We start from the raw sequence: 25564 nt of genomic DNA, 5'->3' as shown, positions 1-25564 counted from the left end.
ATAACAGTGAGTAATACAGATGAAACTAAAGACTTCCGTCGCGGTGACCGCCGCCTTGTTGACCGGCGTGCTGGGTATGCAGCAGGCGCTGGCCGCCATCGCGCTGGACCGCACCCGCGTCATTTTTAACGGTGACCAGAAATCGATCAGCCTGAGCGTCAGCAACCAGAACAAGGAATTGCCCTATCTGGCACAGGGCTGGATAGAGGATGCCACAGGCAACAAGGTCACCTCACCGCTGATGGTGTTGCCGCCGCTGCAGCGGGTTGAACCGGGGGCGAAAAGCCAGGTGAAAATCCAGGCGGCACCGGAGGTGGCAATGCTGCCACAGGACCGGGAAAGCCTGTTTTACTTCAACCTGCGGGAAATTCCACCGAAGAGCAGCAAGCCGAACACCCTGCAAATTGCACTGCAGACGCGCATCAAACTGTTTTATCGCCCGGCGGCGCTGGTAACCCGTGACGCCAAAGCCTGGCAGGAGAAGCTGACGCTGACGCGAGTTGGGGATCGGTACCAGGTCAATAACCCGACGCCGTACTTTATCACCCTGGCCAGTGCCTCGGCGGCCCTGGGGGGCAAGGAGCTGCCAGGGGTTAACCCGGTGATGATCGCCCCCAAAGGCAACGCGATGCTGGGCGGCTCGGCGGCGGCGTTGGGGGCAGCCCCGGTGCTGACCTACATCAACGACTACGGCGGCCGCCCAAAACTGGTGTTTGGCTGTAACGGCGCTACCTGCAGCGTGCGCAGCAGCAAGGCCGGCTAAGTACGGCACGGAACGCGGCAATCAATAAGGAGAAGTGTATGAAAAGGAGTGATCGAATCCCGCCCGCCTGGGTTGCCGCGCTGGCGCTGATGAGCACGGCGATGTCGGCGCAGGCCGCCCCGGATAACTGGGGGGTTGAGGGCGCGCATGGTGAACTGCATATCAGCGGTGCGCTGTCTGCCGGGGCCTGCCGGCTGGATATGGCGTCGCTGTTTCAGCAGGTGGAGATGGGGGTGGTGCCGACCGCGCCCCTGCAGCGACCAGGGGATCGGGGGGGGCCGGTGGCGGTGCAGCTGCAACTGCGCGACTGCCTGCCGGTCGGTGGGCGCCAGCGCGATGACCGCAACGGCAACCTGACCTGGGACGGTATTCAGCCGGTGGTGTCGGTGTCTTTTGTTGCCCGCATGGATGACGACAACCCGGCGCTGGTGAAGGCGCGGGGCGCATCGGGCTTGGGCCTGCGGCTGCTGGACAGCCAAAAGCGCGATGTGCGGCTGGGGTCACGCGGCGCCCCGCAATTTCTGACGCCGTATAACGACCAGTTGACCTATTACGTGGTGCCGGAGCGTACCCGTGCGCCGCTGGCACCGGGGGCGTTTCGCGCCAGCGTCGATTTTCGGCTGAACTATGACTGAGGTGCGGATGATGCAAAACACCTTCAGGGGGCGGCAGTTGGCGCTGGTACTGCTGTCACTGCTGCTGTCCGGTGCGGCGCTGGCCAAAATGGACGATACCACGGTGAATGTGAAAATCAGTGGCACGGTGGTGGCCAACGGCAGTTGCACCTTCACTAACTCTGCACCGGTCGCGGTTGAATTTGGTGATGTGATTATCAACGACATCAAGGACAGCGCCTACAAGCAAAGCCTGCCTTACACCCTGGTGTGCAAGGGGGATCCGGGCGGCAAAGCCATTCAAATGAAGCTGTCGGGCACCGCCGCCGATTTTGACGGCACGCTGTTGAAAACCGATGCCAAGGGCCTGGGGATCAGCCTGCAGCAAGGCAGTACCGCGATAAAGCCGAACACCTGGTTCGATATCGATCCCGCCGCACCCCCAAAGTTCGCTGCAGTGTTGGTGAAGCAAAAGGACGCCAGCTTTGTGAATGGCCAGGCGTTCAACGGGTCAGCGACCTTAATTGTCGGTTTTAACTGAGGGCAGTGAGATGAAAAAACACAGACGGCTCTTGGTGGTGATGCTGGCGATGGCGCTGAGCTTTCAGGCCGGGGCGACGCAGACCGGTGACCAGATCGACGTGACCTTTCATGGGGTACTGAAACAGCGGCCCTGCCATATCAGCAATGATCAGGATATTGCGGTGCATTTTGGCAACGTGGGCATCAACAAGGTGGATGGTAGCCGTTATCTGCAAAAGGTGAGTTACAGCCTGACCTGTGACGATCCGGCGGCCGGCGTGGCGCTGATGCTGTCGGTGAAAGGGACGGCAACCGGGTTTGATCTGGCGGCGGTCAATACCAACGCCAATGGGCTGGGGATCCGGGTATTGCAGGATGGCAAGCCCTTTACCCTCAACAGCCGGATGAAGATCACTTACAAGACGCCGCCGAAACTGGAGGTGGTGCCGGTCAAGGACCCTAACGTGACGCTGGTTGAAAAGCCGTTCACGGCCACCGCAACCCTGCTGGCGGAGTATGAATGATGCAACGACAACACAGAACCCACCTGCAGTGGGGAGCGCGCGTGCCGGCACTGTTGCTGACGCTGTTAATAGCGACAGGCGTGCAGGCGGCCACCATCGATAACCTGCGTTTTGACGGCACCCTGGTGGCCGACCCCTGCGAGCTGGATCCGAAAACCACCGATATCTCGCTGGATTTTGGCACGGTGATCGACAAGTACCTGTACCTCAACACCCGCACCCACAGCAAGCCGATCACTATCCGGCTGCTGGACTGTGACTTGTCGCTGGGTAAAACGGTATCGCTGACCTTCAAGGGTACCGAGTCTGTGGCCTTGCCGGGGTTGCTGGCGGTGGACACCGGCGGCGCAGGCGGCATTGCCATCGGCATGGAGCTGGCGGACGGCACGCCGTTGCCGATCAACAAGGCCACGCCGCTGATGGCGTTAACCAAAGACACCACCACGCTGACGCTGATGAACTACGTGCAGGGTGAGCCAAAGGCGATAAAGGATCACAAGATTGTGACCGGGGACTTTACCGCGGTCGCCACTTTTGCGCTGGATTACCTGTGATGGTTGCATGGAGATCTTTGGTGTAATTGAACACGATGGAAATCGTAAATATAACTATTTCGGTGGCTTATTAGGTTTTAGTAGCCGAAAGTATGAGGCGGAGAATATGGTGTTACGGAATAACCATGGAGTATTTGGACGGGCATATATCGCTATGATGCGGATGGCGACTTGGGGGAGCAGAATATTGATTGTTTTCTCTTGTGTATGGTCATCTGAAACATTAGCGTTCCACTGTCGGCTGAATGGTATTTTAAGTGGGGGTAATGAACGAATTGATATTAGTATTGGGCCTACTCTGCAAGATGGTAAAAATACATTTATCGATTTGGCAACGCAAATAAAATGTTGGAATGATGGTGGATATATTGACTCTTTGTATAGTAACCCAGGTAAGGTGAAACTTAATGATAAGATATTCTCTGGATTGTCTGGTGGTATCACGATAAATGGTGTGGATTATGACATTCCAGTATCGGAGGTGCATATTAGGAATTTTGATCCAATATGGGATCCGGGAGAAAAATACGCCAAACCATTACCTATGAAAATGTATTTCCGTCTTAGTAATAATTTTGGAAGGCAAATAAGTATAAAAGCTGGTGATTTCATAGGGAGCGTGGGTTTTATTATGAGGAATAATATAGGGGAAACTTATTATTATACATGGGAGATTTATTCAAGTAATGACGTCAATGTGAACACTTCAATTTGCCGTATGACTACAGGTGAACCTATAAATGTCAATTTTGGACAGGTAGAGCGCGGCGAAATCTCCACCACTGGCGCTACCGAACAAACCAAAGCATTTACTCTATCTTGTGTCGGCAGTGAAACTCACGACTTCTCCGTCAAGCTTAATATGACCCCGACTTCTTGGTCGACCTCACAGTTGGCCACCAGCAACCCCGACCTGGGGGTGCAGGTCACCGTAGGCGGAACCGTGGCCAAGTTGGGGGAATCGTTCGCCATGAAGGTCACCGGCTCGGGTAGCACAACCCTCGGCTTCTCGGTGCTGCGCAACCCGAAGACCAAGGCGCTGGATATTGCCACTGGGGACTTTAGCGCCTCCGGCACGCTGGTGGTATCCGAGCAATAACCCGCAGTGAACGCAGAGTGACTCGCCGCAGGCCAAATCTGCGGTGAGCAGGGAGCCCGTTAATCATGGAGCACGATCATGAACCTTATCTATCGACAACCCACTGCGGAAGGACATCTGCCGGATGCCGATGCCCTCACACGGGTGGTGATTTATTCGCAAGATGCTTTTTGGCAGCAGGGCCTGCAGGCCCTGACTCTGCCGTTGCTGCCCGACGGTGCGAAACCGATGGTGGTCTCTACGCTGGCTGACGTGGCGCGTAAGGTCAAAAACAGCAAGCTGCCGGTACTGGTGATATACGCCTATTCCTATGGTGTCGCCTCCTTGCAGGGGGCACTGGCCACCCTCAAACAGGTGGCCGATTTATGCCCCTTTGGTCGGCAAGTAGTAATGACCGATGAACTGCAACCGCTGTTTGCGGCGGTGACGCAGCGCATACCCAGCCTGACGGTGTTGGACTCGCATATGGCGTGTGACCTTGCGCGCAAGATACTGTCAGCGCTGATGAACCCTTCTTTGGCTCGGGCGCTTTACCTGCCTCCGCAGCCCAGGGCCGATATTGATCTCAGCTTTCGTCAGCGGGGGGTATTGCGCCTGCTGCGCCAGGGCGTGAAACAGCAGGACATTGCCCGGCGGCTACAAATTCATGAAAAAACGGTCAGCGGCCACAAGGTGGATGTTTTTAAACGCCTGCACATTCGCGGTGGCCGGGAAATGATGCTGCTGTTCTCACTGATGGACGAGTTTTTCCGCCTGACTTCGGCCGGTTACCCGCTGCCGTTGGCCTGTTTACCGCCGCCCGTACATCACGTCGCGCATGGCGATAGCGGGTGGCAAAAATTAGAACGTTAATTATCGAGAATCAACAAGGGCTTTAACCAGAATATGAATGCTTACTTTAGGTCCGGCGCCCTGCGTCGCAGTGTGATGATGGGAATGGTCAGCGGTTTTCTTCTTCTTGGTGGTTGTACCACCTCGCCGGAGTCACGGCTGCGCCCGCAGGGGGAGTCCGGCATGGCGGCGGCGATGAAGGTGTCCACGATTGCCGCCAAACCCGCGCTAACCCCGGAAGCGCCGCCGACCCCGGAGAAAGACAGCAAGGTCGCTCAGTGCAATAACGAGCTGGCGGCGCTTAAGACGGTGAATGCCGCGCACTATGCCCGTTACCGCAGCGAGATGGATCATCTGGTGGCCAGTGGTCGGCGCTATATGGACGTGCAGGCCGGTATCAGTAACGATATCAATGACATCATGACACCGCGCTACCAGTACGGCATGGCCAGCCTGTGCTGGCGTATTCGTAATGCGCTGTCGCAATCGCTGATGTCGCAGGCGGATATCCCGCAGGGGCGTGGGCAATGATGACGGCGTGGTCAATAACGACGCGTAGCCTGTTGCTGGTGCCCCTGTGCTTCGCTGGGGCGGCGACGGCGGCCTACACCCCACCGGAGCCGCTGTCTTCGGTCGATGCTTTGGTGCGGCCGCAGCAGGATAACGGCTATGGTTTGGGCGCATTGATCGCCTCGCAACAGCAAAAAGGGGGGAACGAAAAGAAAACCGCTGCGACACCGGCACCGGCGTCGGTCTCTGCTGCCGCCGCGGCGGCGCGTCAGGCCCAGTCCGCTCGCCGACAGGCCAGTGCGTTGCAGGCGGAAATTACGCGTCTTAAGGAACAGTTGACGGCAAGTCAGGCACAACAACAGGCGGCAGTGAGTGAAAAAACCGCCTTGCAGACCCAACTGCAGACGTTGAACGCACAGGTGGCTTCCGGCAGCCGGGATGACCAAAAGCTGGCGGACAGCGAAGCGGCGCGCACCACGTTGGCGGCCGATAAAACCGCGCTGCAACAGCAGCTGGAGAGCCAACTGGCCAAAGAGCGCGCGGCGGCCGGGCATCTTGCCGCCACCAAAGATGCGCTCAAAGAGCGTGACAGCCAGCTGCGGGTGCAACAGCGGCAACTGGAAGCGCTGCAGTCCCAATTGACCCTGGCCGGCGATAACCGAAAACAGCTGGCCGCCCGCACCGCGGAGCTGGCGAGCGCGCAAACGGCACTGACCGAGTTACGCACCAGGCCTGTCGGCCCGCAGGCCGACCTGACCACCGCCAACGGCAAGCAGGATTATGTGGTGGGGCAAAGCATTGCCGCCAGCCTGCGTGAACGGCTGCAAAGTTACACCAGCGCCGGGTTGACTCTGGACCAGCGCGGCCTGTTGGCGGGGATCAGCGATGGCCTGAAGGGCAGCATGCAGATGAAAAAGGCCGATATGGATGCGGTTTATCTCCAGTTCGCCACCAAACTGCAGCAGCAGGTGAGCAAGCAGGTCAGTGACGGCGAAGCGTTAATCGCCAAAAAGAGCCGGGGGCGCACCCCGGTGAAACAGGTGGATGGCATTACCTATTTTGTGGTGAAAAAAGGCAAGACGATTACCGATCCGGATGCACCGGTGATGCTGTCGCTGACCGAGGCTATCGCTGATGGGCGTACGGTCAGCACTTTGCCACAGTTAGTGCTGACGGTGACCGACGAAATGCCTGCGGTGGTGCGTGAGGCCCTGCCATTACTGGGAGAAGGTAGCGAAGTACAGGCCTATGCGTTGGCCAAATCGGTCTACGGCACACTGCCGTTGCCGCGTGGCGTAGAGGCCTTCACCGTGCTGAGTTATGACCTGAAAGGCTTGACCCCGCCGCGCACTGCCAAGAAATGATCGGCAGTGGCGGCGGGGTTGCCGTTAGCGGAAAGGCGGCTCGTTAAAGGTGCGCAGTTTGCGGGAATGCAAACGGTCGCCCTCGGCACGCAGCAGATCGATGGCGCAAATGCCGATCTGCAAGTGTTCCGAGATCGCGCCTTCATAGAAGCGGTTGGCCTGCCCCGGTAGTTTGATCTCGCCGTGCAGAGGTTTGTCGGACACGCACAGTAATGTGCCGTAAGGCACCCGGAACCGGTAACCCTGCGCGGCGATGGTGGCGCTTTCCATGTCTACCGCCACCGCGCGGCTGAGGTTAAAGCGCAGCGCCGAAGCGGAATAGCGCAGTTCCCAGTTGCGATCGTCGGTGGTGACGACCGTTCCGGTACGCAGACGTTGTTTGACCTCTTCACCGGGCATGCCGCTGACCATTTTGGTGGCGTCGTACAGCGCACGTTGCACTTCGGCAATGCTCGGAATTGGGATGTCCGGCGGCAATACCGAATCGAGCACGTGATCGTCGCGCAGGTAGGCGTGGGCCAGCACGTAGTCGCCAATCGACTGGCTTTCGCGCAGGCCGCCGCAGTGGCCAATCATCAGCCAGGCACTGGGGCGCAACACCGCCAGATGGTCGCAGATGGTCTTGGCGTTGGACGGGCCGACGCCGATATTGATCAGGGTGATGCCCTGGCCGGTGCGAGAAATCAGGTGGTAGGCCGGCATCTGGTGGTTCTTCCAGGCCAGGTCAGATACCGCCTGATCCGGCGCGGTGGTTTCCGGCGTGATATAGATGCCACCGGCGCTGGACAGCGCAATATAGGGGCTGGCCGGATCGGCTATCTCGGCGCAGGCCCAGCGCACAAACTCATCCACGTAGCGGGTGTAGTTGGTGAACAGCACGAACGGCTGGAAATGTTCCACCGGGGTGCCGGTGTAGTGCCGCAGCCGCGCCAGCGAAAAATCGGCCCGCAGTGCGTCAAAATGCGAAAGCGGGAAGGTGCTGGTGGCGTTGAACAGGCCGTCAGCGGTTTCGTCACCAATTTGCGCCAACTCGGTGGTGGGGAAATGCTGTGCCAGACTGGCGCTCATCGAACGATCCAGCATCAGGTTGGAGCCGTCGATTACGTAGGGGAAAGGAATTTCCTGTTGTGATGGACGTACTTCGATATGCGCATTGTACTCATTCGCCAGCAGGGTCAATTGTTCGGTCAGATAGTGGCGAAACAGCTGCGGACGGGTAATGGTGGTGGTGTAGCAGCCGGTATGGGTGAAACGGCCGTAGGCGCGAGTTTTGGTTTGCCCGGGCGAGGCGCCGTCCCAGCTGACGCGTAGTTCCGGGTAAACAAACAGCCCGCTGGTGCGAGCCTGCATGTCGGGCAGGCCGCCATGGCTGATAAAATCGCCCACTGCCTGACGCAGCGCTTCAACCGAGGCGTCATACAGCGCTTCCAGTTTATCGATCGCCTGCGTGGGGGTAAGGCCGGTGCCGGATTGCTGACTGATCATACTTTCTCCTTGGTTCTCCCGGCTCTGTGGCGGGAGGCAGGCGGATGCCGAAATCAATTCACAGCAACAGGTTAGCTGAAGATGGGCGCAAAAGCTTTTGAGAAAAGGTAAGGGCGAATAAATTCGCCCCTCAGGCCGTAGAAAAAGTGCTCTGTTGTTTCATGGTAGGGGCGCTGCATGCTGCGCCCTATAGCATAATCAATGGGTTAAATCGGGTCGAACATGTTCGACCCCTACAGGTTTAGCCCTTATCAGGTGATTATCAGGAGGCGGGGGCGGCCTGTTCGACCTTCAACGAGACCAGACCAATACCCAGTTTTTTCGGCGTAAAGCCGCCGCTGGCCCCTTCCTGTGGCTCGGTCGGTGCCGGAGGGGTGATGCTGATGTTCTGCGCGCCGCCAGGGTTATCAAAGCGCAGCGTCACGGTAGTGTCTTGCTCGCTGAGCGTCACAAACTGTTCCTGATCCCCGACGCGCACCGAAATCGGTTCGCCGATGTTTTTGCCATAGGCACGTGCGCGTAGCACCAGATCGAAGGCCGATGGCAGTGGGTCGACGTAGTCGATGTTCACCGTCGGGGCCAGATTGGCGTCCGACCAGCGGCCCCAATCCTCGACGGCGGCAACACCGGTGATCGCCTTAACCTGCTCCGGCATGCCCGGCAGCATAAATGCGATGGCATCCGCGTGATATTTAACGGCGGCATCATCCACTTTCAGCCGCTCAACGGCACTCTGATAAGCGGCCACGCTGTCCGCCTCTGGGCCGCTAAAGTTGATCTTGCCGCGATAGTTGCCCCCTTTGGCCTGCACGATCTGCGGCGGGGCGGCCAGATTGCCTGAGGCAACGCAGGTCTCGGTACTCAGTGCCAGTTCAGGCGCCCACACCCGGCCAATTTCATAGCATTTGTCGACCCAGACGAATTTTTCTCCCGCCCCCAAACCGGCAAGCTGTTTTTTCAGCGGCGTGGACAGATAGACGTTAAACATTGGCTCAATTTTGTTGTCCGTCACCTTCAGGATAAACGGCACCTTAAAGGTAATGCCGGAGAAGCTAAAACGGCTGCCCTGATTATCCAGGCTAAAGTTGCTGATGCTGTTGGGGAAGCCCCATTGCTTCACCACCGCCGGTTTCCAGGCGTTGATTTTCTCATCGATATTCAGAAACACCGTCGCCAGTGTCGGGCTGGACAGGCTGCTGCGGCCAAGGCCAATGTAGTTATCGCCGCCCATCACATCCAGCACCGTGGCACCGTTGTCCAGCGTGCTGCGCTTCTCGTTATGCAGTGCGGCCTGCGGGTGAGTGCCGTCGATAATAAAGAACAGATTGCGGCGTTTTTGTTTGGTCAAAATGTCATAGGCGGTGTTGTTCATCGCCAGATGGTCCGAAGACACCACGATAACGGTGTTTTTGAAGTACTCGGACGCTTTGATTTTGTCGATCAGCGCCGCGATGTGTTGCTGGCTGCAGGCCACCGCGCTTAGCGAGCGGTTCTCTTTGTTCTGCCAACTGAACGACTTTTTGCTGCAACTGGCGGAGATAAAACCGTCCGGGTGGTGGGTGTCGACGGTCAGCGCAAACAGCGAGAATTTTTTATTCTGCTTGGACAACTCGACAAACTTGTCGAACACCAGATCCAGCACGGTATCGTCGTACCAGCCCCAGTCATTTTTGTAGCTCGGGTCGCTGACCTGCCCGCGCAATTCTTTAAAGCCGTAAGCATGGTCAAAGCCGTGCGATTTCAGGAAGGTATCTTTGCCGGCGAAGGCCAGTTCGGCACCCTGATAAAAGTAGTTGTCGTAGCCGGCGGATTTCAGCACGTCGCCCAGGCAGACGTTTTCCGGATAAAAGGTGGAAACGGCGCTGGAGGCGTTGCCGTCAAACGGCGCAAACAGTGGGATGCCGCACTGCGAGGACACCATTCCGGCAATGGTATAGCCGGTGCCGGGCAACTGTTGGGTGTTGCTGAAATCGATACTGTTTGCGCGGTGCTGGTTCAGTTCATCGGTCAGACCGGGGAAGAGATCCGCATCCAGGTAGGTTCTTTCCAGGCTTTCGGCATAGATATACACCAGGTTCGGCGCTTTACCCTGTACGCTCTTTTTCGGCGCTTTGTAATAGGTATCAAAGTCGGCGGTATCACCGCTAATCTGGCTTCTGACCAGCAGGGAGATATCCTGAAAAGCCGGGGTGGTACCGACGGAAAACAGCGCCAGCAACACCGCGAGTACGCTGTAAACCACGCTGCTGCTTTTTGCCTTGCGCCGCACCAGGCTCCAGGTCAGCACGGCGAAGATCAGCGCCAGCACCGCCAACAGGCCGATAAACGGCAGCAGGTATTTGCCGATGCCTGCGCCCTTCAGGCTGCTGGTGAGGGTGTAGAGCACCGCATCGGTAATGCCGTCGCCGGTAAAATAGTTACTGGCGATCAGCACCACGTTAAGGATCAGATAGCTGCCAAGCAGCGTCAGCAGGGCGGCAAGCCACCAGCGGTTGGCGGCGGCTCGGGTCCGGTAGATGAGAATTGAGGCTAAAAAAAGTGCAAACGAAATTAATGCTGAAACCATCCACCGTACCCTGTCTGATTAAAAAGAAAATCTTAACTGCTCTGACAAACGCTATTAAGCCGCGCACAGCGCGAAAGAGGAAGGGTATAGCGCATTGAAAGCATCAGGGTCAATGCGTGTTTGCACTGCCCAGCAGCGGCAGAGTGCGATTGGCGTTTTTTTGTGACATTACTGTGACATTAATCACGTCTGTCTCCCCTCACCCTGACCCTCTCCTTGCGGAAGAGGGCTGGATGAGGGGAGACAGACCAATAATGCGCTCCCTTAATGCAGCTCCACCGCATACTGCTCTACCGGGGTGATTTTCTTGATCAGCCTGTTGTCGAACAGGAACTGTTCGTAGGCCTGATAGCGCGGCTTGTCCAGCCTGGCCGGATCGCGGGCGAACAGCGGCAGGCTGGCCTGCCAGGCCTGTTTGTTCAACTCGGTATTCAGTTCCGGGTGGGCCTTGGCGAACGCCAGCCAGCTTTCCTGCGGGTGGGCCTGCAGATAATCGTTGCCTTTTTTCAGCGCCGTGAGGAATTTTTTGATTTTCGGCTCGCCTACCGCGTCGCGATTGGCGACGATAATCAGTTCGTCGTAGGCCGGAACGCCGTAGTCTTCCACGTTAAACACCACCGGATCCTTGCCCTGCAGCTTTAGCTCCAGCGCTTCGATATTACGGTAGCCGCCGATCACCGCATCGACCTGGCCTGCCAGCAGGGCGCTGGTCAGTTGGAAGTTAACGTTGATCAACTTACCGTCGTCAGGGTTGAGGTGTTCATGCTTGAACATGGTTGCCAGCGTGGCCTGTTCGATGCCGCTGACCGAGTAACCGATTTTCTTACCCTTCAGCCCCGCCGGGCTGGTGATGCTTTTATCCAGCGTCATCACGGTATTGAGCGGTGAATTAATCAGGGTACCCACGCGCATCAGCGGCAGGCCCTGATCGGCAAAGAAATGCAGCTGCGGCTGATAGGTAATAGCCAGATCGGCCTGTTTAGCCGCTACCAGCCGTGGCGGCAATGCCGGATCGGAAGGCGGCACTATCTTGACGTCGAGGCCCTCGGCCTTGAAGGCGCCAATCTGCTCGGCCACCATAATCGGCGCGTGATCGGGGTTGATGTACCAGTCGAGCACCAGCGTCAGTTTTTCAGCAGCGGTGGCTTGCCCGGCCAGCGTGGTGCTGAGCAGCAGTCCGCACAGGGTATGCTTAATCATTGTCGATCCCTTGTTATCAGTCATTTTCCGGCGCCCAGTCGATCAGGCGCAGCAGCAGTGCGTCCACCGTCACCCAAAGCAGGACGGTCATCAGCACCAGAATAAACAGCGCGGCGAAACAGACGTCGGTCTGCATGCGCGCGTTGGCGTTAAGCATCACGTAACCCAGCCCTTCCGCCGAGCCGACCCATTCACCGATAATCGCGCCAATCGGGGCGACGGCGGCGGCCATGCGCAGCCCGGAACCAAAGGCCGGCAGCGCCGCCATCAGGCGCACGTGCCGCAGTTGCGCCCAGGGAGAAGCGCGCAGGGTGCGGGCCAGATCGAGATAATCGTTATTGACCCGCCGCAGCCCATCGAAGAAGGCCGAGGTGACCGGGAAGAAGATCACCAGCACCGCCATCACCACCTTGGCGCTCATACCAAAGCCAAACCACAGCACCAGCAAGGGGGCCAGAGCAAACACCGGGATTGCCTGGCTGGTCAGCACCAGCGGCATCAGCCAGCGTTGCAGCCGCGGGGAATAAATCATGCCCAGCGCCAGTACGGTGCCGAGCAACACCCCGGCCAGCAGGCCGCAGGCGATTTCAGCGGCGGTGATCAACGTGTGGTAACCGAGATAAGCCCGGTCGTTCCACAGCGCCTGCGCTACGGCGGAAGGTGAGGGCAGCAGAAAAGCCGGAATATCGCCCAGCGTGACCAGTCCCCACAGCAAGAGCAGACCGGCAAACACCGTCAGGCTACGGCGCATCCGTGACAGACGGCTTTCAATCTGGGGGTTCATCCGGCGGCTCTCACCAGTTGCAGCAACAGCTCGCTCTGGCTTTTCAGCAGTTGAGGATCGTCCGGTGCGCGCGGCGGCAAACCTTCGATAACATGGCTATCGTCAATCCCGGCGGGATAACGGGACAGTACCAGCAGGTGATGGCTGAGACGGCAGGCTTCCATTGGATCGTGGGTAATCAACAATACGGTGTGCTGCGCCAGCAGTTCGGCGGCCAGTTGCTGGATCATGGCGCGGGTGATGGTGTCCAGCGCCGAGAAAGGCTCATCCATCAGCACGATCGGCTGGCGTTCATACAGGGTTCGGGCGATGGCGGCGCGCTGACGCATGCCACCGGACAGTGCAGCAGGCAAGGCATTACCATAACCGCCCAGCCCCACACGTTCCCGCAGGTGCTCGGCCCAGGGCCGATCGACCTTTTCACCGCGCAGTCGCGCACCGAGGCTGATGTTCTGGTCAATGGTCAGCCATGGATAGAGCAAATCCTTTTGCCCCATATAAGCGATGCGCCCGGCAATCGGCAGGTCATCGCTGCCGATGACTGAGCCGGAGGTGGGTTTTGCCAGCCCGGCAATAATCTTCAACAGGCTGGTTTTGCCCGCACCGCTGGCACCGAGCAGGGCGACAAAGCTGCCGCCTGCGATATCGAAACTAAGCCGGTCGAAAATCACCCGTTGGCCAAAGCGCAGGGTTAAATCCCGCACCTGAATACCCGGCCGCACGCCAGGGTGCTGAGCGTTGCCTATACTCATTGGGCATTCAGCCCCATTTGCCAGAAGGCGGATTCCAGCCGGGTGGCGGTGGTGAAAATTTCTGACAGTTCGGCCAGGCGGCTTTCTGCACCGCGCTGGCGGCCAACGTTTTCCAGCAGGTCGAGAGCGGCCTGCACACCGGCCAGGTAGCCTGGGTCGCCATAGTTGCGGATCCACGAGGCGTAAGGGTTGCCTTCCATCACCGTGGCAGGATCGCCTAACAGTCGCAGGCCGATCTCGGCATAGCCGGCGACGCAGGGCAACAGCGCCGCCAGCAGGTCGAGCGCATCCCCGGAGTGACCGATATCGAGCACATAGCGGGTGTAATTAAGGGTTTCTGCTGCTTCTGGCTCGGCGGCAATCTGCGGCTCGCTGAGGCCCCAGTCGGCGCAATAGGCCAGGTGCAAAGGCAGCTCGGCCACAATTGCATTGAGCGAAGCGGTGGCCGTGCGCATCTCCGGCAGGGTGCGCAGTTTGCTGACCAGCAGGGCGTAGGCGCGGGCAAAGTGGATCAGGAACAGGTAGTCCTGGGTCAGATAGCGGCGGAAAGCGGATTCGGGCAGCGTACCGGCGGCCAGTTGCTGAATAAAGGGGTGAGCGACATAGTTCTGCCAGTGGCTACCGGCGCGCTGGCGCAGTTGTCCGTAAAGACCGTCGTCGAATTGGGGAGTAAACATGGGACCTCCAAAAGTAAGTGGAGATCCGGGCGCGCTGAGGTATGAACAGGCAATGACTGATAGCGTTATTGCCGACCCGTCCCTTCGCTGGCATGACCCAGATCAGGTTCAAAGGGTTCGGCTTGCGCCATCTCAGCCCATTACAGGACACCCCTCGGAGGAGCCTGTTATACGATATTTACTTTTTGATTACAATGCTTGGGCGGGGGGAAACCTGGAGGAATTTCTCCGCCCAAAACGGTTCGTTTAGTGCGGTCGAAGACAATTTTTCTGGCTTGATCGGGGGCATATTTGTCACTGTAATCCGGTCATAATTGAACCTAAGGAAACAACCCATGAAGAAAATTGGATTTCTCTCTTTTGGCCACTGGACGCCTTCGTCACAGTCGGGCACCCGCTCGGCCGGCGATGCGTTGCTGCAATCGATCGACCTGGCCGTCGCGGCAGAAGAGCTGGGGGCGGATGGAGCCTACTTCCGCGTGCATCACTTTGCCCGCCAGCTTGGCTCGCCATTCCCGCTGTTGGCGGCCATCGGTGCCAAAACCCAGCGTATTGAGATTGGTACCGGCGTGATCGACATGCGCTATGAAAACCCGCTGTATATGGTTGAAGACGCCGGAGCCGCCGACCTGATTTCAGGTGGACGTCTGCAGCTTGGCATCAGCCGCGGTTCTCCCGAGCAGGTGATTGATGGCTGGCGTTACTTTGGTTACACGCCTGCCGACGGCGAGACCGAAGCCGATATGGCCCGTCGCCACACCGAAGTGCTGCTTGACGCGCTGCGTGGCGAAGGCTTTGCCGAACCCAGCCCGCAGCCGATGTTCCCTAATCCTCCTGGCCTGCTGCGCGTTGAACCCTTCTCCGCCGGCCTGCGGGATCGCATCTGGTGGGGGGCCAGCTCAGACGCCACGGCAGTTTGGGCCGCGAAGTTGGGGATGAACCTGCAAAGTTCGACGCTGAAAAACGACGAAACCGGCGAGCCGTTCCACGTGCAGCAGGCCAAACAGATCCGCGCTTACCGCGAGGCCTGGAAGGTAGCAGGACATAAACGAGAGCCACGGGTGTCGGTCAGCCGCAGCATCTTTGCGCTGATGGATCAGCGGGACCGCAACTATTTCGGCAATAGCGGGCAGGAAGGCGATCAGGTGGGTTACATCGGCGATCAGACCCGGGCGATATTCGGCCGCAGCTATGCCGCCGAGCCGGAGCTGTTGATCAAACAGCTGGCGCAGGACGAAGCCATTGCCGAAGCGGACACCTTGCTGTTGACCGTGCCAAACCAGTTGGGCGTTGAATATAACGCCCATGTGATTGAGTCGATCCTCAAGCATATTGCACCGGCGCTGGACTGGCGCTGATAAGTTGCTAACCCAAAGCCTGCCAGCCTCTGTGGTGGCGGGCTTGACTTATTTTGCTCATTTTGTATTTTAAGGACATGCATAACTTTCTGATTATCGTCCCCGAAGGGGGCATGTTATTTGAGTCGGCAGGTATCGCCGACATTCTGATGCAGGCCAACCGCTTGAGGCCCAACGACGCTCCGCTCTACCGGATGTCGCTGGCCACCACGCAGTCTCACCGGGTAGTGCATGGGTCGTCCGGCTTGAATCTGCTGGCCGACCATCGTCTCTCGGATCTCGACCCTGAGCAGGAACGCGACACCATCATAGTGACCGGAAAAGGTGCGACCGAAGAAGAAAGTGCCTACGTTGTCGACTGGCTACGGCGTGCCGCACCCCAGGCGCGACGTATTGCGTCGGTTTGCGGTGGGGCATTGCTGCTGGCCGAAGCCGGTTTGCTGGATGGACGCCGTGCCACCACCCACTGGCGATTGCTGGAAACCTTGCAGACGCGTTTCCCAAAAGTGCAGGTCGAAAATGGGCCGTTGTACATACAGGATGGCTCTGTCTGGACTTCCGGCGGGGTCAGTTCCGGCTTCGATCTCACCCTGGCGCTGGTGGAAGACGACTATGGTTTTGTTCAGGCACGCGAAGTGGCGCAAGATCTGGTGATGTTCCTGCGTCGGCCCGGCGGTCAGGCGCAGTTCAGTCGTTACCCTTTAAATCAGGCTAAAACCCCTGGCCCAATCCGCGATCTTCAGTCGTGGATCCTGGAAAACCTGGCGGAAGATCTTTCCGTTGAGCGGTTGGCGGAGCGGGTCGCCATGAGTCCGCGTAACTTTACCCGGGTGTTCACGCGTGAGACCGGGATCTCTCCCGCCAAATTTGTCGAAGAAGGGCGTTTATATCTGGCCCGGCAACGCCTGGAGCAAAGTGCGGAAGGTATTGAGCAAATCGCTATCAATTGCGGGTTTGGCAATGGCCTCAATCTGCGGCGCGTTTTTGAACGGCATTTGCAACTCTCGCCTACCGAGTATCGCGAGCGTTTTCATTCCCGCATGTTGGCCTAAATTGATCTATAAACGTCATTTACGACATCTCTCCCTCGGTTTAGATTGGTGACAGAGCCAATAATGAAGGAGTAGATCATGGTCAAAGTAGGCATTAACGGATTCGGCAGGATCGGCAGGAACGTGTTGCGTGCGGCGTTAGGTCGCAGTGATTTTCAGGTGGTGGCAATCAATGATTTGACCGACAGCAAAACCCTGGCGCACCTGCTGAAATACGATTCGCTTTCAGGCACTCTGGCAGCCAGCGTCGAAGCCGGTGAGAACCAGCTGTTGCTCGATGGTCGGCCGGTTCATGTTTTCTCCGAAAGAGATCCGGCGGCCATCCCATGGAGCAGCGTCGGGGTTGAGGTGGTGATTGAGGCGACCGGCTTCTTTACCGACAAAGCCAAGGCTGAAGTGCACATCACTAAAGGCGGGGCCAAACGAGTCATTATCTCGGCACCGGGCAAGGATGACGATATTACGGTGGTGCTGGGGGTTAACCATCAGCACTACGATCCGGCCAAACATTTTGTGGTCAGCAACGGCAGCTGCACCACTAACGGCCTGGCCCCTGCCGCTCAGGTATTGCACCAGGCTTTCGGTATTGAATACGGCCTGATGAATACCACCCATGCTTACACCAACAGTCAGGCATTGCACGACCAACCGGAAAAAGACCTGCGCGGCGCCCGTGCCGCAGCGGAGTCGATTGTGCCTTATTCCAGCGGCGCCGCCAAAGCGCTCGGCAAGGTGATCCCGGAGCTGGACGGTCGCCTGACCGGTTACTCGCTGCGGGTGCCGGTACCGGTGGTGTCTATCGTGGATTTAACGGTCACGCTGAAACGCGAAGTGACGGCCGAAGAGATCAACGCGGCTTTCCGCCAGGCCGCCGAGTCCGGCCCTCTCAAGGATATTCTTGGCTACAGCGATGAGCCTTTGGTGTCCAGCGATTATCGAGGTGACCCGCGTTCATCGGTGATTGACGGGCTTTCCACGCTGGTGATTGGTGGCAACTTGGTCAAGATCCTCGCCTGGTATGACAACGAGTGGGGCTTCTCTAACCGGCTGGTGGATCTGGCGGTTCTGATGGAAAAACGCGGTTTGTAGAAGAGTAGGGCGCTGCATGCTGCGCCCTATAGCATAATCAATGGGTTAAATCGGGTCGAACATGTTCGACCCCTACTGGTTTAGCCCTTAAACAGATTTGCTGGTAGTCTGAATTACAGTTGCGCGATCCGCATTAAATCCTGTTTGGCCCCTGGCGCGACCGCCAGCACCGGCCCGCCGCGCAGCAGATTTTCCCCGTCGGTATTAAACGGATGGGTCCAGCCACCGGCTTCATTGACCAGGCAGTAACCCGCCAGACAATCCCAGGCGTGCATATAAGGCTCGTAATAACCGACCAGTCTTCCGGCGGCGACCCAGGCCAGCATCATGGCACCGGAACCGTTGCGGAAGAAATTGCCGCCCACGGCGGTGATCGCGGCGGCTATTTCACCAACGCGCTCGGGCGTTACATAGCTGTTGGCGCCAAAACCGGTAACATGGTTTTGCATGGTGCGTTGCGGATCCACCCGCAGCGGTTTGCCATTAAGCGTGGCACCTGCACCGCGTGCCGCAACAAAGCACTCTTGCTGGCAGGGGGCGACGATCACCCCGATTACTGGCTCACCCTGATGAATAACCGCAATCGACACACACCAGTTCGGCATGCCGTTAACGAAAGGGCTGGTGCCGTCGATCGGATCCACCACCCAGGTGTAGCCGGAATCACCGGGCTGCAGGCCAAATTCCTCCCCCAAAAAACCGTCGTTCGGGAACTGCCGGGCGATTTGCTCGCGGATCAGCAGTTCAACCTCGCGGTCGGCTATCGATACCACGTCTTGCGCGTCGCGCTTGGTTTCAATCACCAGGCTTTCACGGCGGTTGAAGTAGTCCAGCGCTTTGTCGCCGGCCGCTCGCGCAGCCTGTTCGGCCAGCGCCAGGCGTTGGGAAATCAGCTCATTCATTTTAGCTCCTTAAGATTCGAGGCTCACTGGGCAATCAGCGCCAGCCCCTGAGATTTGAAATCAATGGCGACGCGGGTGGTCGGCGTCAGCTGGCGCTCCATCTGCACATCGACAATAAACAGCGCGCCGAGATCGGTCTTCACTTCATATTCGATATGGTCGCCCAGCCAGGCGCTGTGGGTCACTTCGCCATTTAACGCCCCGGCCTGCTCTGGCTGCAGGGTAATAAACTGTGGCCGTACCGAAAGCTGCGCGGCACCGGGGCGGGCTTTAGCGCCCGGCACCCGATACTGACGGCTGCCGAGGGTGATCAGCGCCTCGCCGTTATCCACCCGCTCAATGTCACAAGGCAGAATGTTGGCCTCGCCCATAAAGTCGGCGATAAACACCGAAGCCGGTGAGTGATATAGCTCCTGCGGCGCACCCTGCTGAGCAATATGCCCTTCTTTCATGACGATAATCTTATCGGAGACCGCCAACGCCTCTTCCTGATCGTGAGTGACGTATACCGCGGTAAAGCCGAGACGCTGCTGCAAGTCGCGGATCTCGGTGCGCACCCGGCGACGCAGCCGTTCGTCAAGATTGGACAGGGGTTCGTCGAGCAGCAGCACCTGGGGTTCCAAAACCAGCGCGCGCGACACGGCAATGCGCTGCTGCTGGCCGCCAGAGAGCTCGGCGGGCAGGCGTTGGCCCATGTTTTCCAGGCCGACCAGTTTTAACCCCTCACGCGCCCGATCCTGCGCTTCTTTACGCGACAGGCCGCTGGCCAGCAGGCCGTACATAACGTTGTCCAGCGCACTCATGTGCGGGAACAGCGCGTAGGATTGGAACACCATGGCGACGTCGCGCTCATTGGCCGGCAGATGCGTAACGTCTTTGCCGCCGATCAGAATACGCCCTGAAGTGGGGTGTTCCAGACCGGCCAGCAGGCGCAGGGTGGTGGTTTTGCCACAGCCCGAAGGGCCGAGCAGCGTCACCAGCGTGCCGGGTTCGACGGTGAGCGAAAGGCCGGGCAGGGCAGTGAAGTCGGCAAACTGTTTGGTAACGTTCTCAAACACCACCGAGCCGGATCGAATGGCAGTCATAGGGCATTCTCCTGAGGTAAGGCCGCGGGTGGCGTCACCGGCGGGGTAGCAGTTATTGCGCGGCGCAGGCGACGTTCGCCCACCAGCAACTGGAAGCTGAGGATCACCGCCAGCATCACCACGATAAGCACCGAGGAGTAAGCGATAGCCACGCCGTACTCCCCGTTTTCGACCAGCCCGACGATGTAGGAGGTGGCCATGTTGTACTGGGCGCTGACCAGGAAGATCACCGCGCTGATTGAGGTAATGGCCCGCACAAAGGCATAAACCAGTGCTGCGCTAATGGCGGGTTTCAGCAGCGGCAGGATCACTTTGCGCAGGGTGCGGAAACTGCTGGCGCGTAGCGTCAGCGAGGCTTCATCCAGGCTGCGATCCAGTTGGCTCATGGCGGCGATGCCCCCGCGCACGCCGACCGGCATATTACGGAACACGAAACAGGCCACCAGGATCAGTGCGGTACCGGTGATTTCCAGCGGTGGCAGGTTATACGCCATGATGTAACTGACGCCGATCACCGTGCCGGGGATGGCAAAGCTGAGCATTAACATAAACTCGAAGGTCTGGCGGCCGGCAAACTTCTGCCGCACGATCAGCCAGGCGGTGAGCAGGCCAACGATGGCGGTCAGTGGGGCGGCGATCAGGGCGATCTCCAGCGTGGTCCAGAACGAGTTCCAGGCGACACCGGTCCAGACTATCTGGCCGCTGTTCCACTGGAAACCGAAGGCGCGGGCGTAATGGCCCAGCGTCAGGCTGTTATCCAGCCCCCAGGACTGCACAAAACCGCCGATCAGGATCATGCCATAGACAACCAGCGTGAACAGACCCCAGGGGATCACCAACGCGTACACGCCATAGCGCAAGCCGCGTGGCAGCCCGCAGTGGGTGCCGGAATCCCCTTTGCCGGTGACGGTGGCGAAGTTTTTCCCCGCCAGCCACAGACGCTGCAAAATAAAGGCGCTGAGGGTGAAGCACAGCAGGATGATCGCCAGTACGGCGGCACGGCTTGGATCGTTTTGCGCGCCCACCACCGAGAAGAAGATCTCGGTCGACAGCACGCCGTGGCTCCCCCCCAGCACCATCGGATTGCCGAAGTCCGCCATGCTTTCGATAAAGCTGATCAGGAAGGCGTTGGCCAGGCCGGGGGCCATCAGCGGCAGTGAAACATAGCGGAAGGTGCGCCAGCGGTTGGCGCGCAGCGTCTGTGAGGCTTCTTCCAGCGAGGGGCTGACCCCTTCGACCACGCCAATCAGCACCAGGAAGGCAATCGGGGTGAAGGAGAGCACCTGCGCTATCCAGATGCCGGTCAGGCCATACAGCCAGCGGCCTGGCTCGATGCCAAACAGGCTGGCGAGCAGTTCGGTGACCACCCCGGCGCGGCCAAACAGCAGCATCAGCGCCAGGCCAATCACAAACGGCGGCGTGATGATCGGCAGCACGGTCAGCAGGCGCAGCCCTTTTTTAAACGGCAGTGGCGTGCGAGTAGCGGCCAAGGCAAAAGCCAGGCCGAGCAGCGTGGAACCGCTGGCGGTCATCAACGCCAGGGCCAGGGTGCGCCAGGCGGTGCCGCAACTGCCGCCTTTCAGGCAACCCAGGCTCCAGATGGCCGGATCCTGCATATTGGCGATCAGGCCGTCGGGTTTAAACGAACCGTCCACGTCCTGTACCGAGGAGACAAACATGCTCAGCACCGGATAAAGCACGAAAGTGGTCACCAGCGCGACCAGCAGCACAATGGCCGCCACCACAAAGGCATCCCCCTTCAGCACGCCGCGTTCAGCCAACGCGAAAGAGAACAGCAGTAAAAAAGTGGTGATCAGCAAAATGGCACCGGCACCAAAGGCGGGTTGGCCGTCGCTGAGCGTGCCAAACAGCTGTTCGCTCCACTGCCAGTTCCAGCCGCTGTAGCCGATGGCGTGGCCTTCAAACAGCAAAAACAGGATGCCGACGACGCTGGCGCACATCAACAGTTGCGAGCGCAGGCGGCTCACCGGCAGCAGGCGTGTCGGCGCGCTAACCAGCAGCATCAGCAGGGCAATCAGCAGCCAGGGGCGTTGAAAGGTCAGTATTTGCCACAGCGCGGGCGCACTGGCCTGATCCCGCCACAGCGTACTCAGCCAGCCAAAGTCGAAGAACCCGGCTTCCTGGCTGTACCAGGGCAGTAGCAATACGGCCAGTGCGCCCAGCACGAGGGCCCCGTCCAGGCGGCGGTTTTGAGCATTCATCATAACCTCGAGAGTTCATATTTCCGTCACTGCGCTGTTGCACGGACGAGGGTTTCCTCGCCCGCTTTATTGCAGAGCGCATCACATACGGCAGAAAAAGGAGGTGAGTTATTGGGCGCTGGCGCCGATCTCTTTATCCCAGCGGCTGAGCAGTGCCTTGCGTTTTTCCGTCGCGCCGTAGGTTTTAAAGTCGTAATCGATCAGTTTGATGTTCTCAAAACGTGGCGCGTACTCGGAAATCGCCGCGTTACGATTTGACGGCAACTGGAAGGATTTGGCATCTTTCATGTGCGATTGCGCATCGGCGCTGAGCGCCCAGTCGTACCACACCTTGGCCTCCTTGAGGTTGCGGGCGCCTTTGACGATCGACATCGAACCAATTTCAAAACCTGTGCCTTCGCACGGGGCAACGGCTTTGATCGGGAAGCCATCGACCTGCATCGCGACGGCATCATGCATAAACACGATACCGACGGTGGTTTCGCCGCGTGCCGCTGCCTTCACCGGCGCCGAGCCGGATTTGGTGTACTGTGAGATATTGGCGTTGAGTTTTTTCAGGTAGTCGAAGGCCGGTTCTTCTCCCATGATCTGCACCAGCGTGGCGAGGGTGTTGTAAGCGGTGCCGGAAGAGTTTGGGTTAGCCATCTGGATCTCGCCTTTGTAGGCCGGGTCCAGCAGGTCACTCCAGCAGGCGGGCACCTTGAGTTTTTTCTCCGCCAACAGCTTGGTGTTGTAACCCCAACCGAGCGCCCCGGCATAAACACCCACGGTGCGGTAACCGGCGCTTTCCGCCTGTTTGCGCGCCCAGTCGTGCTGTTGATCAAGCAACGGGGACTTATAAGGCTGAGTTAACCCCTCGTCGGCGGCCTGCATATGCGGATCGCCAGTGCCTGCCCACCAAATATCGGTGCGCGGGTTACGGGCTTCGGTACGAATACGTGCGTAGGCTTCTCCGGCGGAGAGGCGCACCATACTGACTTTGATATCCGGATGCTGTTGCTCGAACAGGTTGGTCATCTGTTCGCAGACCACCACATCGGCGGAGCAGATCATGTTCAATTTCCCAGCGGCGAAAGCAGGTGAAGCAGAGAGTGCAGAGCCAGCGGCGAGGACCGCTATCAGAGTAACGCGATGCATGGTGTTCTCCTTGGTTGTGTAGGGTGGCGATACGTTGTCGCCTATTCTTTTTGCACGTGTGTGCAAATAACTAGAGGATAAAAATTGTGCTGTCAATCGTGCAGTGAAACAATTCAACCTTCTCGTCACAAAAATGAAACATTTCTACCGATAAAAATTTGCACAGCTTTGCAAAGTGCGGCAAACTTTTCGCAGAGCAGAAAATGGATGGATATGAAGATGGCGTTGGACAAGGCGATGATCAGTGCGAAAGACGTGGCGGAATTGGCTGGGGTTTCCCGATCGGCGGTCTCGCGGACTTATACGTCGGGTGCCAGCGTGTCGGCGGCCACCCGCGAGAAGGTGATGCGGGCGGCTGAAGAACTGGGATATCACGTTAACCATTTGGCCCGGGGATTGGTACGTAACCGCAGCGGCATTGTTTGCCTGATTGTGTCAGAGTTGGCGACCCCTTACCGGGCCAGCCTGGTGCGCTTGCTGACCCAGCATTTGCAGGATGCGGGCAAAATCGCCATGTTGATTAACACCGATCGCTCCGATGACAGCGTCTCCCAGGCGCTGCAACAGGCGATAAACTTCCGGGCGGATGCCTCCTTTGTGCTATCCGGCATGCCCGACAGCGCCATTGCCCGGCTGTGTCACCGGCACGGCCAGCGGCTGGTGCTGATTAACCGTGATGACACCTTGCCCGGCTCACTCAGCATTCGGCTGGATAACGAAGAGGCGGCGGGCAGGGTGGTGATGGCGTTTGCCCGCGCGGGCTGCCAACGCATTGCCTTTGCCAACTCTTTGGCCGGTACGCCCAGCCTGATGGCGCGTGAACGGGGCTTTCTGCAGGCAGCGGAAGCGGCGGGGTTGCCGGTGAGCGTCGAGCGTTTCGGCACCACCTCCTATGAGAGCGGGCAGATCCTGGCGCACCGCTTGTTGACCCGGCGCGAGCGGCCTGATGCGGTGTTCTGCGTCACGGATTTATTGGCCTGCGGCTTTATGGATGAGGCTCGGCACCGCTTTGGGCTGCGTATTCCTGAAGATCTTTGTGTCGCGGGCTACGATGATATTCCGCAGGCGGCCTGGTCTTCTTACCATCTCACCACCTTTACCCAACCGGTGGCGTTATTTGCTCAGGATTCGGTTGCCTGGCTGGTGGCCGAAGAGAAGAAGGAAGAGAGCATGATGCCGGCGCTGGGGCAGGAGATGCCGGGTGAAACCCGGCTGTATCATGCCGATTTTGTCTGGCGTGGCACCATTCGCGGTGCCTGACAAAGGCCGTTAGGGAGAGACAATATTCAACGTGGCGGCATAGACGAAAATAATCGGAGCCGACAACAGCATTTTTTATCCTGAGTGCTGATGCTGAAAACGTAAAAGTAATAGTGGGTTAGTTAATAAATAAATTTTCATTAATTGGGAATTGTCTTGGTTATTTGTTTTTACTTCATATATTTCGCCACTTTATGTGAATTAATTAAGAATACTCTTCATTTTTAAATGTGTGTAACTTAAGAAACATCCTTTTTTTAACATTACTTTAAATTGATTTAAATGCGATGATGTGTGATGTCATCTTTTAGGGATAATGAGATTGCCGATTGTCGACTACCTGAAAATTATGCCGTTTCTGCCGCTGTCAGTGCTTGCCAGGCGGTTTAGACGGTTTTTGATATAATTAGAGCCATCGTGGCGTTGTTTGTTTTTCTCCAGTAGCTAAGTAAACGAGACTTACCATGAATAAAAAACGGGTGCTGATCATCGAAGATGATATGGATGCAGCGGAAGTGCTGGAGGCTTACCTGGTGAGGGAGCATTTTGCGGTTTCCATCGCGACCGATGGACTGCAGGGGCTGGATATGGCGCAACAGTGGCGTCCGGACCTGATCCTGTTGGATGTTTTACTGCCCGGGATTGCGGGGACGGAAGTTCTCAACCGGTTGCGTAAAAAAAATGATACGCCGGTTATCATGATATCCGCGATGAGCGATGCCTCTGACAAAATCGGTGCCTTGCGCTACGGCGCAGATGATTACATTGTGAAACCTTACAATCCCGGCGAAGTTATGGCGCGCGTGCATGCGGTGATGCGTCGCTACTCCGATCGCGTCGAAGCCCATGGCAGCCTGTCATTCGGCCCGCTCCAGTTGGATACCGAGGCCATGGCGGCATCGGTAGAAATGGACAGTGGAGAAACCCAGTTTTTGACACTGACACCGACCGAATTCACCCTGTTAGCCACTTTTTTGCGTGCACCAACCAAAGCTTTTTCAAGGCAGGAACTGTTGGAAAAATGCCTGCCGGAAAGCGATGCGCTGGAGAGAGTGGTGGATACTCATATCTATAACCTACGGAAAAAACTGGAAAATGTTGGCGTCACCAATGTACTGCTGACGGTCAGAGCGATCGGTTATCGATTTAAACCGTTATAGGCCATTACCGTCTGGAGAAGAGTTTCTTGGCCCGGCCTTGCAGATTTCCTTCAT

At 58.0% G+C, this 25564-nt stretch carries 24 protein-coding genes and 1 riboswitch; of the genes, 14 read left to right on the top strand and 10 right to left on the bottom strand.

Translation table 11 applies throughout. From position 1 onward, the window contains the following. The first annotated feature begins 19 nt into the window (after window positions 1-19). The 9 genes from FCL49_RS11630 (at window position 20) to FCL49_RS11590 (ending at window position 6781) form a co-directional block, all read left to right on the top strand. Window positions 20-763 (top strand): fimbria/pilus periplasmic chaperone, encoded by a 744-nt coding sequence (locus FCL49_RS11630; RefSeq protein WP_174353721.1) that lies wholly within the window; start codon window positions 20-22, stop codon window positions 761-763. Between the two features lie 38 nt (window positions 764-801). Continuing rightward, window positions 802-1398: a fimbrial protein gene (locus tag FCL49_RS11625; protein ID WP_254611068.1), complete on the top strand. Its 597-nt coding sequence runs from the start codon at window positions 802-804 to the stop codon at window positions 1396-1398. Between the two features lie 7 nt (window positions 1399-1405). Further along, window positions 1406-1918 carry a fimbrial protein gene (locus FCL49_RS11620; protein ID WP_174353720.1) on the top strand — a complete coding sequence of 171 codons (513 nt, stop codon included), beginning with the start codon at window positions 1406-1408 and terminating at the stop codon, window positions 1916-1918. 10 nt (window positions 1919-1928) lie between these two features. Beyond that, entirely contained in the window at window positions 1929-2423 is a 495-nt protein-coding gene (locus tag FCL49_RS11615; protein ID WP_174353719.1) for a fimbrial protein, read from the top strand. Continuing rightward, a complete protein-coding gene (locus tag FCL49_RS11610) occupies window positions 2420-2977 on the top strand; it encodes a fimbrial protein (RefSeq protein ID WP_254611067.1) in 558 nt (185 codons plus the stop codon). The genes FCL49_RS11615 and FCL49_RS11610 overlap by 4 nt, the downstream gene beginning before the upstream one ends. Window positions 2978-2984: 7 nt before the next feature. Then, window positions 2985-4076 (top strand): fimbrial protein, encoded by a 1092-nt coding sequence (locus FCL49_RS11605; protein WP_174353718.1) that lies wholly within the window; start codon window positions 2985-2987, stop codon window positions 4074-4076. 78 nt (window positions 4077-4154) lie between these two features. Next, window positions 4155-4928, top strand: coding sequence for a helix-turn-helix transcriptional regulator (locus FCL49_RS11600; RefSeq protein WP_174353717.1), 774 nt, complete (start codon window positions 4155-4157; stop codon window positions 4926-4928). Between the two features lie 33 nt (window positions 4929-4961). Continuing rightward, complete coding sequence (locus FCL49_RS11595; protein WP_174353716.1) at window positions 4962-5438, top strand: hypothetical protein; 477 nt, start codon at window positions 4962-4964, stop codon at window positions 5436-5438. Further along, window positions 5435-6781, top strand: a complete 1347-nt coding sequence (locus FCL49_RS11590; RefSeq protein ID WP_174353715.1) for an FKBP-type peptidyl-prolyl cis-trans isomerase N-terminal domain-containing protein — start codon at window positions 5435-5437, stop codon at window positions 6779-6781. The genes FCL49_RS11595 and FCL49_RS11590 overlap by 4 nt, the downstream gene beginning before the upstream one ends. 24 nt (window positions 6782-6805) lie before the next feature. Here FCL49_RS11590 and FCL49_RS11585 read toward each other — a convergent pair whose 3' ends face one another. The 6 genes from FCL49_RS11585 to tenA form a co-directional block, all read right to left on the bottom strand. Next, window positions 6806-8266, bottom strand: coding sequence for an AMP nucleosidase (locus FCL49_RS11585; protein WP_174353714.1), 1461 nt, complete (start codon window positions 8264-8266; stop codon window positions 6806-6808). A gap of 262 nt (window positions 8267-8528) precedes the next feature. Beyond that, window positions 8529-10832, bottom strand: coding sequence for a phosphatidylglycerol--membrane-oligosaccharide glycerophosphotransferase (opgB, locus tag FCL49_RS11580; protein WP_174353713.1), 2304 nt, complete (start codon window positions 10830-10832; stop codon window positions 8529-8531). A 264-nt stretch (window positions 10833-11096) separates the two neighbouring features. Further along, window positions 11097-12032 (bottom strand): ABC transporter substrate-binding protein, encoded by a 936-nt coding sequence (locus tag FCL49_RS11575; protein WP_174353712.1) that lies wholly within the window; start codon window positions 12030-12032, stop codon window positions 11097-11099. A 16-nt stretch (window positions 12033-12048) separates the two neighbouring features. Then, a complete protein-coding gene (locus tag FCL49_RS11570; RefSeq protein WP_174353711.1) occupies window positions 12049-12816 on the bottom strand; it encodes an ABC transporter permease in 768 nt (255 codons plus the stop codon). Next, entirely contained in the window at window positions 12813-13568 is a 756-nt protein-coding gene (locus FCL49_RS11565; protein ID WP_174353710.1) for an ABC transporter ATP-binding protein, read from the bottom strand. The genes FCL49_RS11570 and FCL49_RS11565 overlap by 4 nt, the downstream gene beginning before the upstream one ends. After that, window positions 13565-14245, bottom strand: coding sequence for a thiaminase II (gene tenA, locus FCL49_RS11560; RefSeq protein ID WP_174353709.1), 681 nt, complete (start codon window positions 14243-14245; stop codon window positions 13565-13567). The genes FCL49_RS11565 and tenA overlap by 4 nt, the downstream gene beginning before the upstream one ends. A gap of 62 nt (window positions 14246-14307) precedes the next feature. Beyond that, window positions 14308-14410, bottom strand: a riboswitch (TPP riboswitch). Window positions 14411-14580: 170 nt separating this feature from the next. Between tenA and FCL49_RS11555 the strand changes: the two genes are divergently transcribed. From FCL49_RS11555 to gap, 3 genes are all read left to right on the top strand, one after another. Then, window positions 14581-15603, top strand: a complete 1023-nt coding sequence (locus FCL49_RS11555) for an LLM class flavin-dependent oxidoreductase (protein ID WP_174353708.1) — start codon at window positions 14581-14583, stop codon at window positions 15601-15603. Between the two features lie 77 nt (window positions 15604-15680). Next, window positions 15681-16655, top strand: coding sequence for a GlxA family transcriptional regulator (locus FCL49_RS11550; protein ID WP_174353707.1), 975 nt, complete (start codon window positions 15681-15683; stop codon window positions 16653-16655). A 78-nt stretch (window positions 16656-16733) separates the two neighbouring features. Continuing rightward, window positions 16734-17744 (top strand): type I glyceraldehyde-3-phosphate dehydrogenase, encoded by a 1011-nt coding sequence (gene gap, locus FCL49_RS11545; protein WP_174353706.1) that lies wholly within the window; start codon window positions 16734-16736, stop codon window positions 17742-17744. 113 nt (window positions 17745-17857) lie between these two features. On the opposite strand, the gene FCL49_RS11540 is transcribed toward gap, so the two are convergent. The 4 genes from FCL49_RS11540 to FCL49_RS11525 all read right to left on the bottom strand — a co-directional run bounded on the left by FCL49_RS11540 (window position 17858) and on the right by FCL49_RS11525 (window position 23090). Then, window positions 17858-18646: an inositol monophosphatase family protein gene (locus FCL49_RS11540; protein WP_174353705.1), complete on the bottom strand. Its 789-nt coding sequence runs from the start codon at window positions 18644-18646 to the stop codon at window positions 17858-17860. 23 nt (window positions 18647-18669) lie between these two features. Further along, a complete protein-coding gene (locus tag FCL49_RS11535) occupies window positions 18670-19731 on the bottom strand; it encodes an ABC transporter ATP-binding protein (RefSeq protein ID WP_174353704.1) in 1062 nt (353 codons plus the stop codon). Next, on the bottom strand, window positions 19728-21953 hold the full coding sequence (locus tag FCL49_RS11530) for an ABC transporter permease (RefSeq protein ID WP_174353992.1): 2226 nt from the start codon (window positions 21951-21953) through the stop codon (window positions 19728-19730). The genes FCL49_RS11535 and FCL49_RS11530 overlap by 4 nt, the downstream gene beginning before the upstream one ends. A 108-nt stretch (window positions 21954-22061) precedes the next feature. Continuing rightward, the gene (locus tag FCL49_RS11525) at window positions 22062-23090 is read right to left on the bottom strand and encodes an ABC transporter substrate-binding protein (protein ID WP_174353703.1); all 1029 of its coding nucleotides are present in this window, start codon (window positions 23088-23090) and stop codon (window positions 22062-22064) included. Between the two features lie 219 nt (window positions 23091-23309). On the opposite strand from FCL49_RS11525, the gene FCL49_RS11520 reads away from it, so the two are divergent. Together FCL49_RS11520 and FCL49_RS11515 are read left to right on the top strand one after the other, a co-directional pair. Next, window positions 23310-24350, top strand: a complete 1041-nt coding sequence (locus tag FCL49_RS11520) for a LacI family DNA-binding transcriptional regulator (RefSeq protein ID WP_174353991.1) — start codon at window positions 23310-23312, stop codon at window positions 24348-24350. A 464-nt stretch (window positions 24351-24814) separates the two neighbouring features. Continuing rightward, window positions 24815-25510: a response regulator gene (locus FCL49_RS11515; protein WP_174353702.1), complete on the top strand. Its 696-nt coding sequence runs from the start codon at window positions 24815-24817 to the stop codon at window positions 25508-25510. Window positions 25511-25564: the final 54 nt, after the last annotated feature.

The organism is Serratia proteamaculans (assembly GCF_013337185.1).
Lineage (GTDB): Bacteria > Pseudomonadota > Gammaproteobacteria > Enterobacterales > Enterobacteriaceae > Serratia > Serratia proteamaculans_D.
Note: the sequence above shows the minus strand (reverse complement) of the source record. Positions and strands in the feature narration are given on the sequence as shown.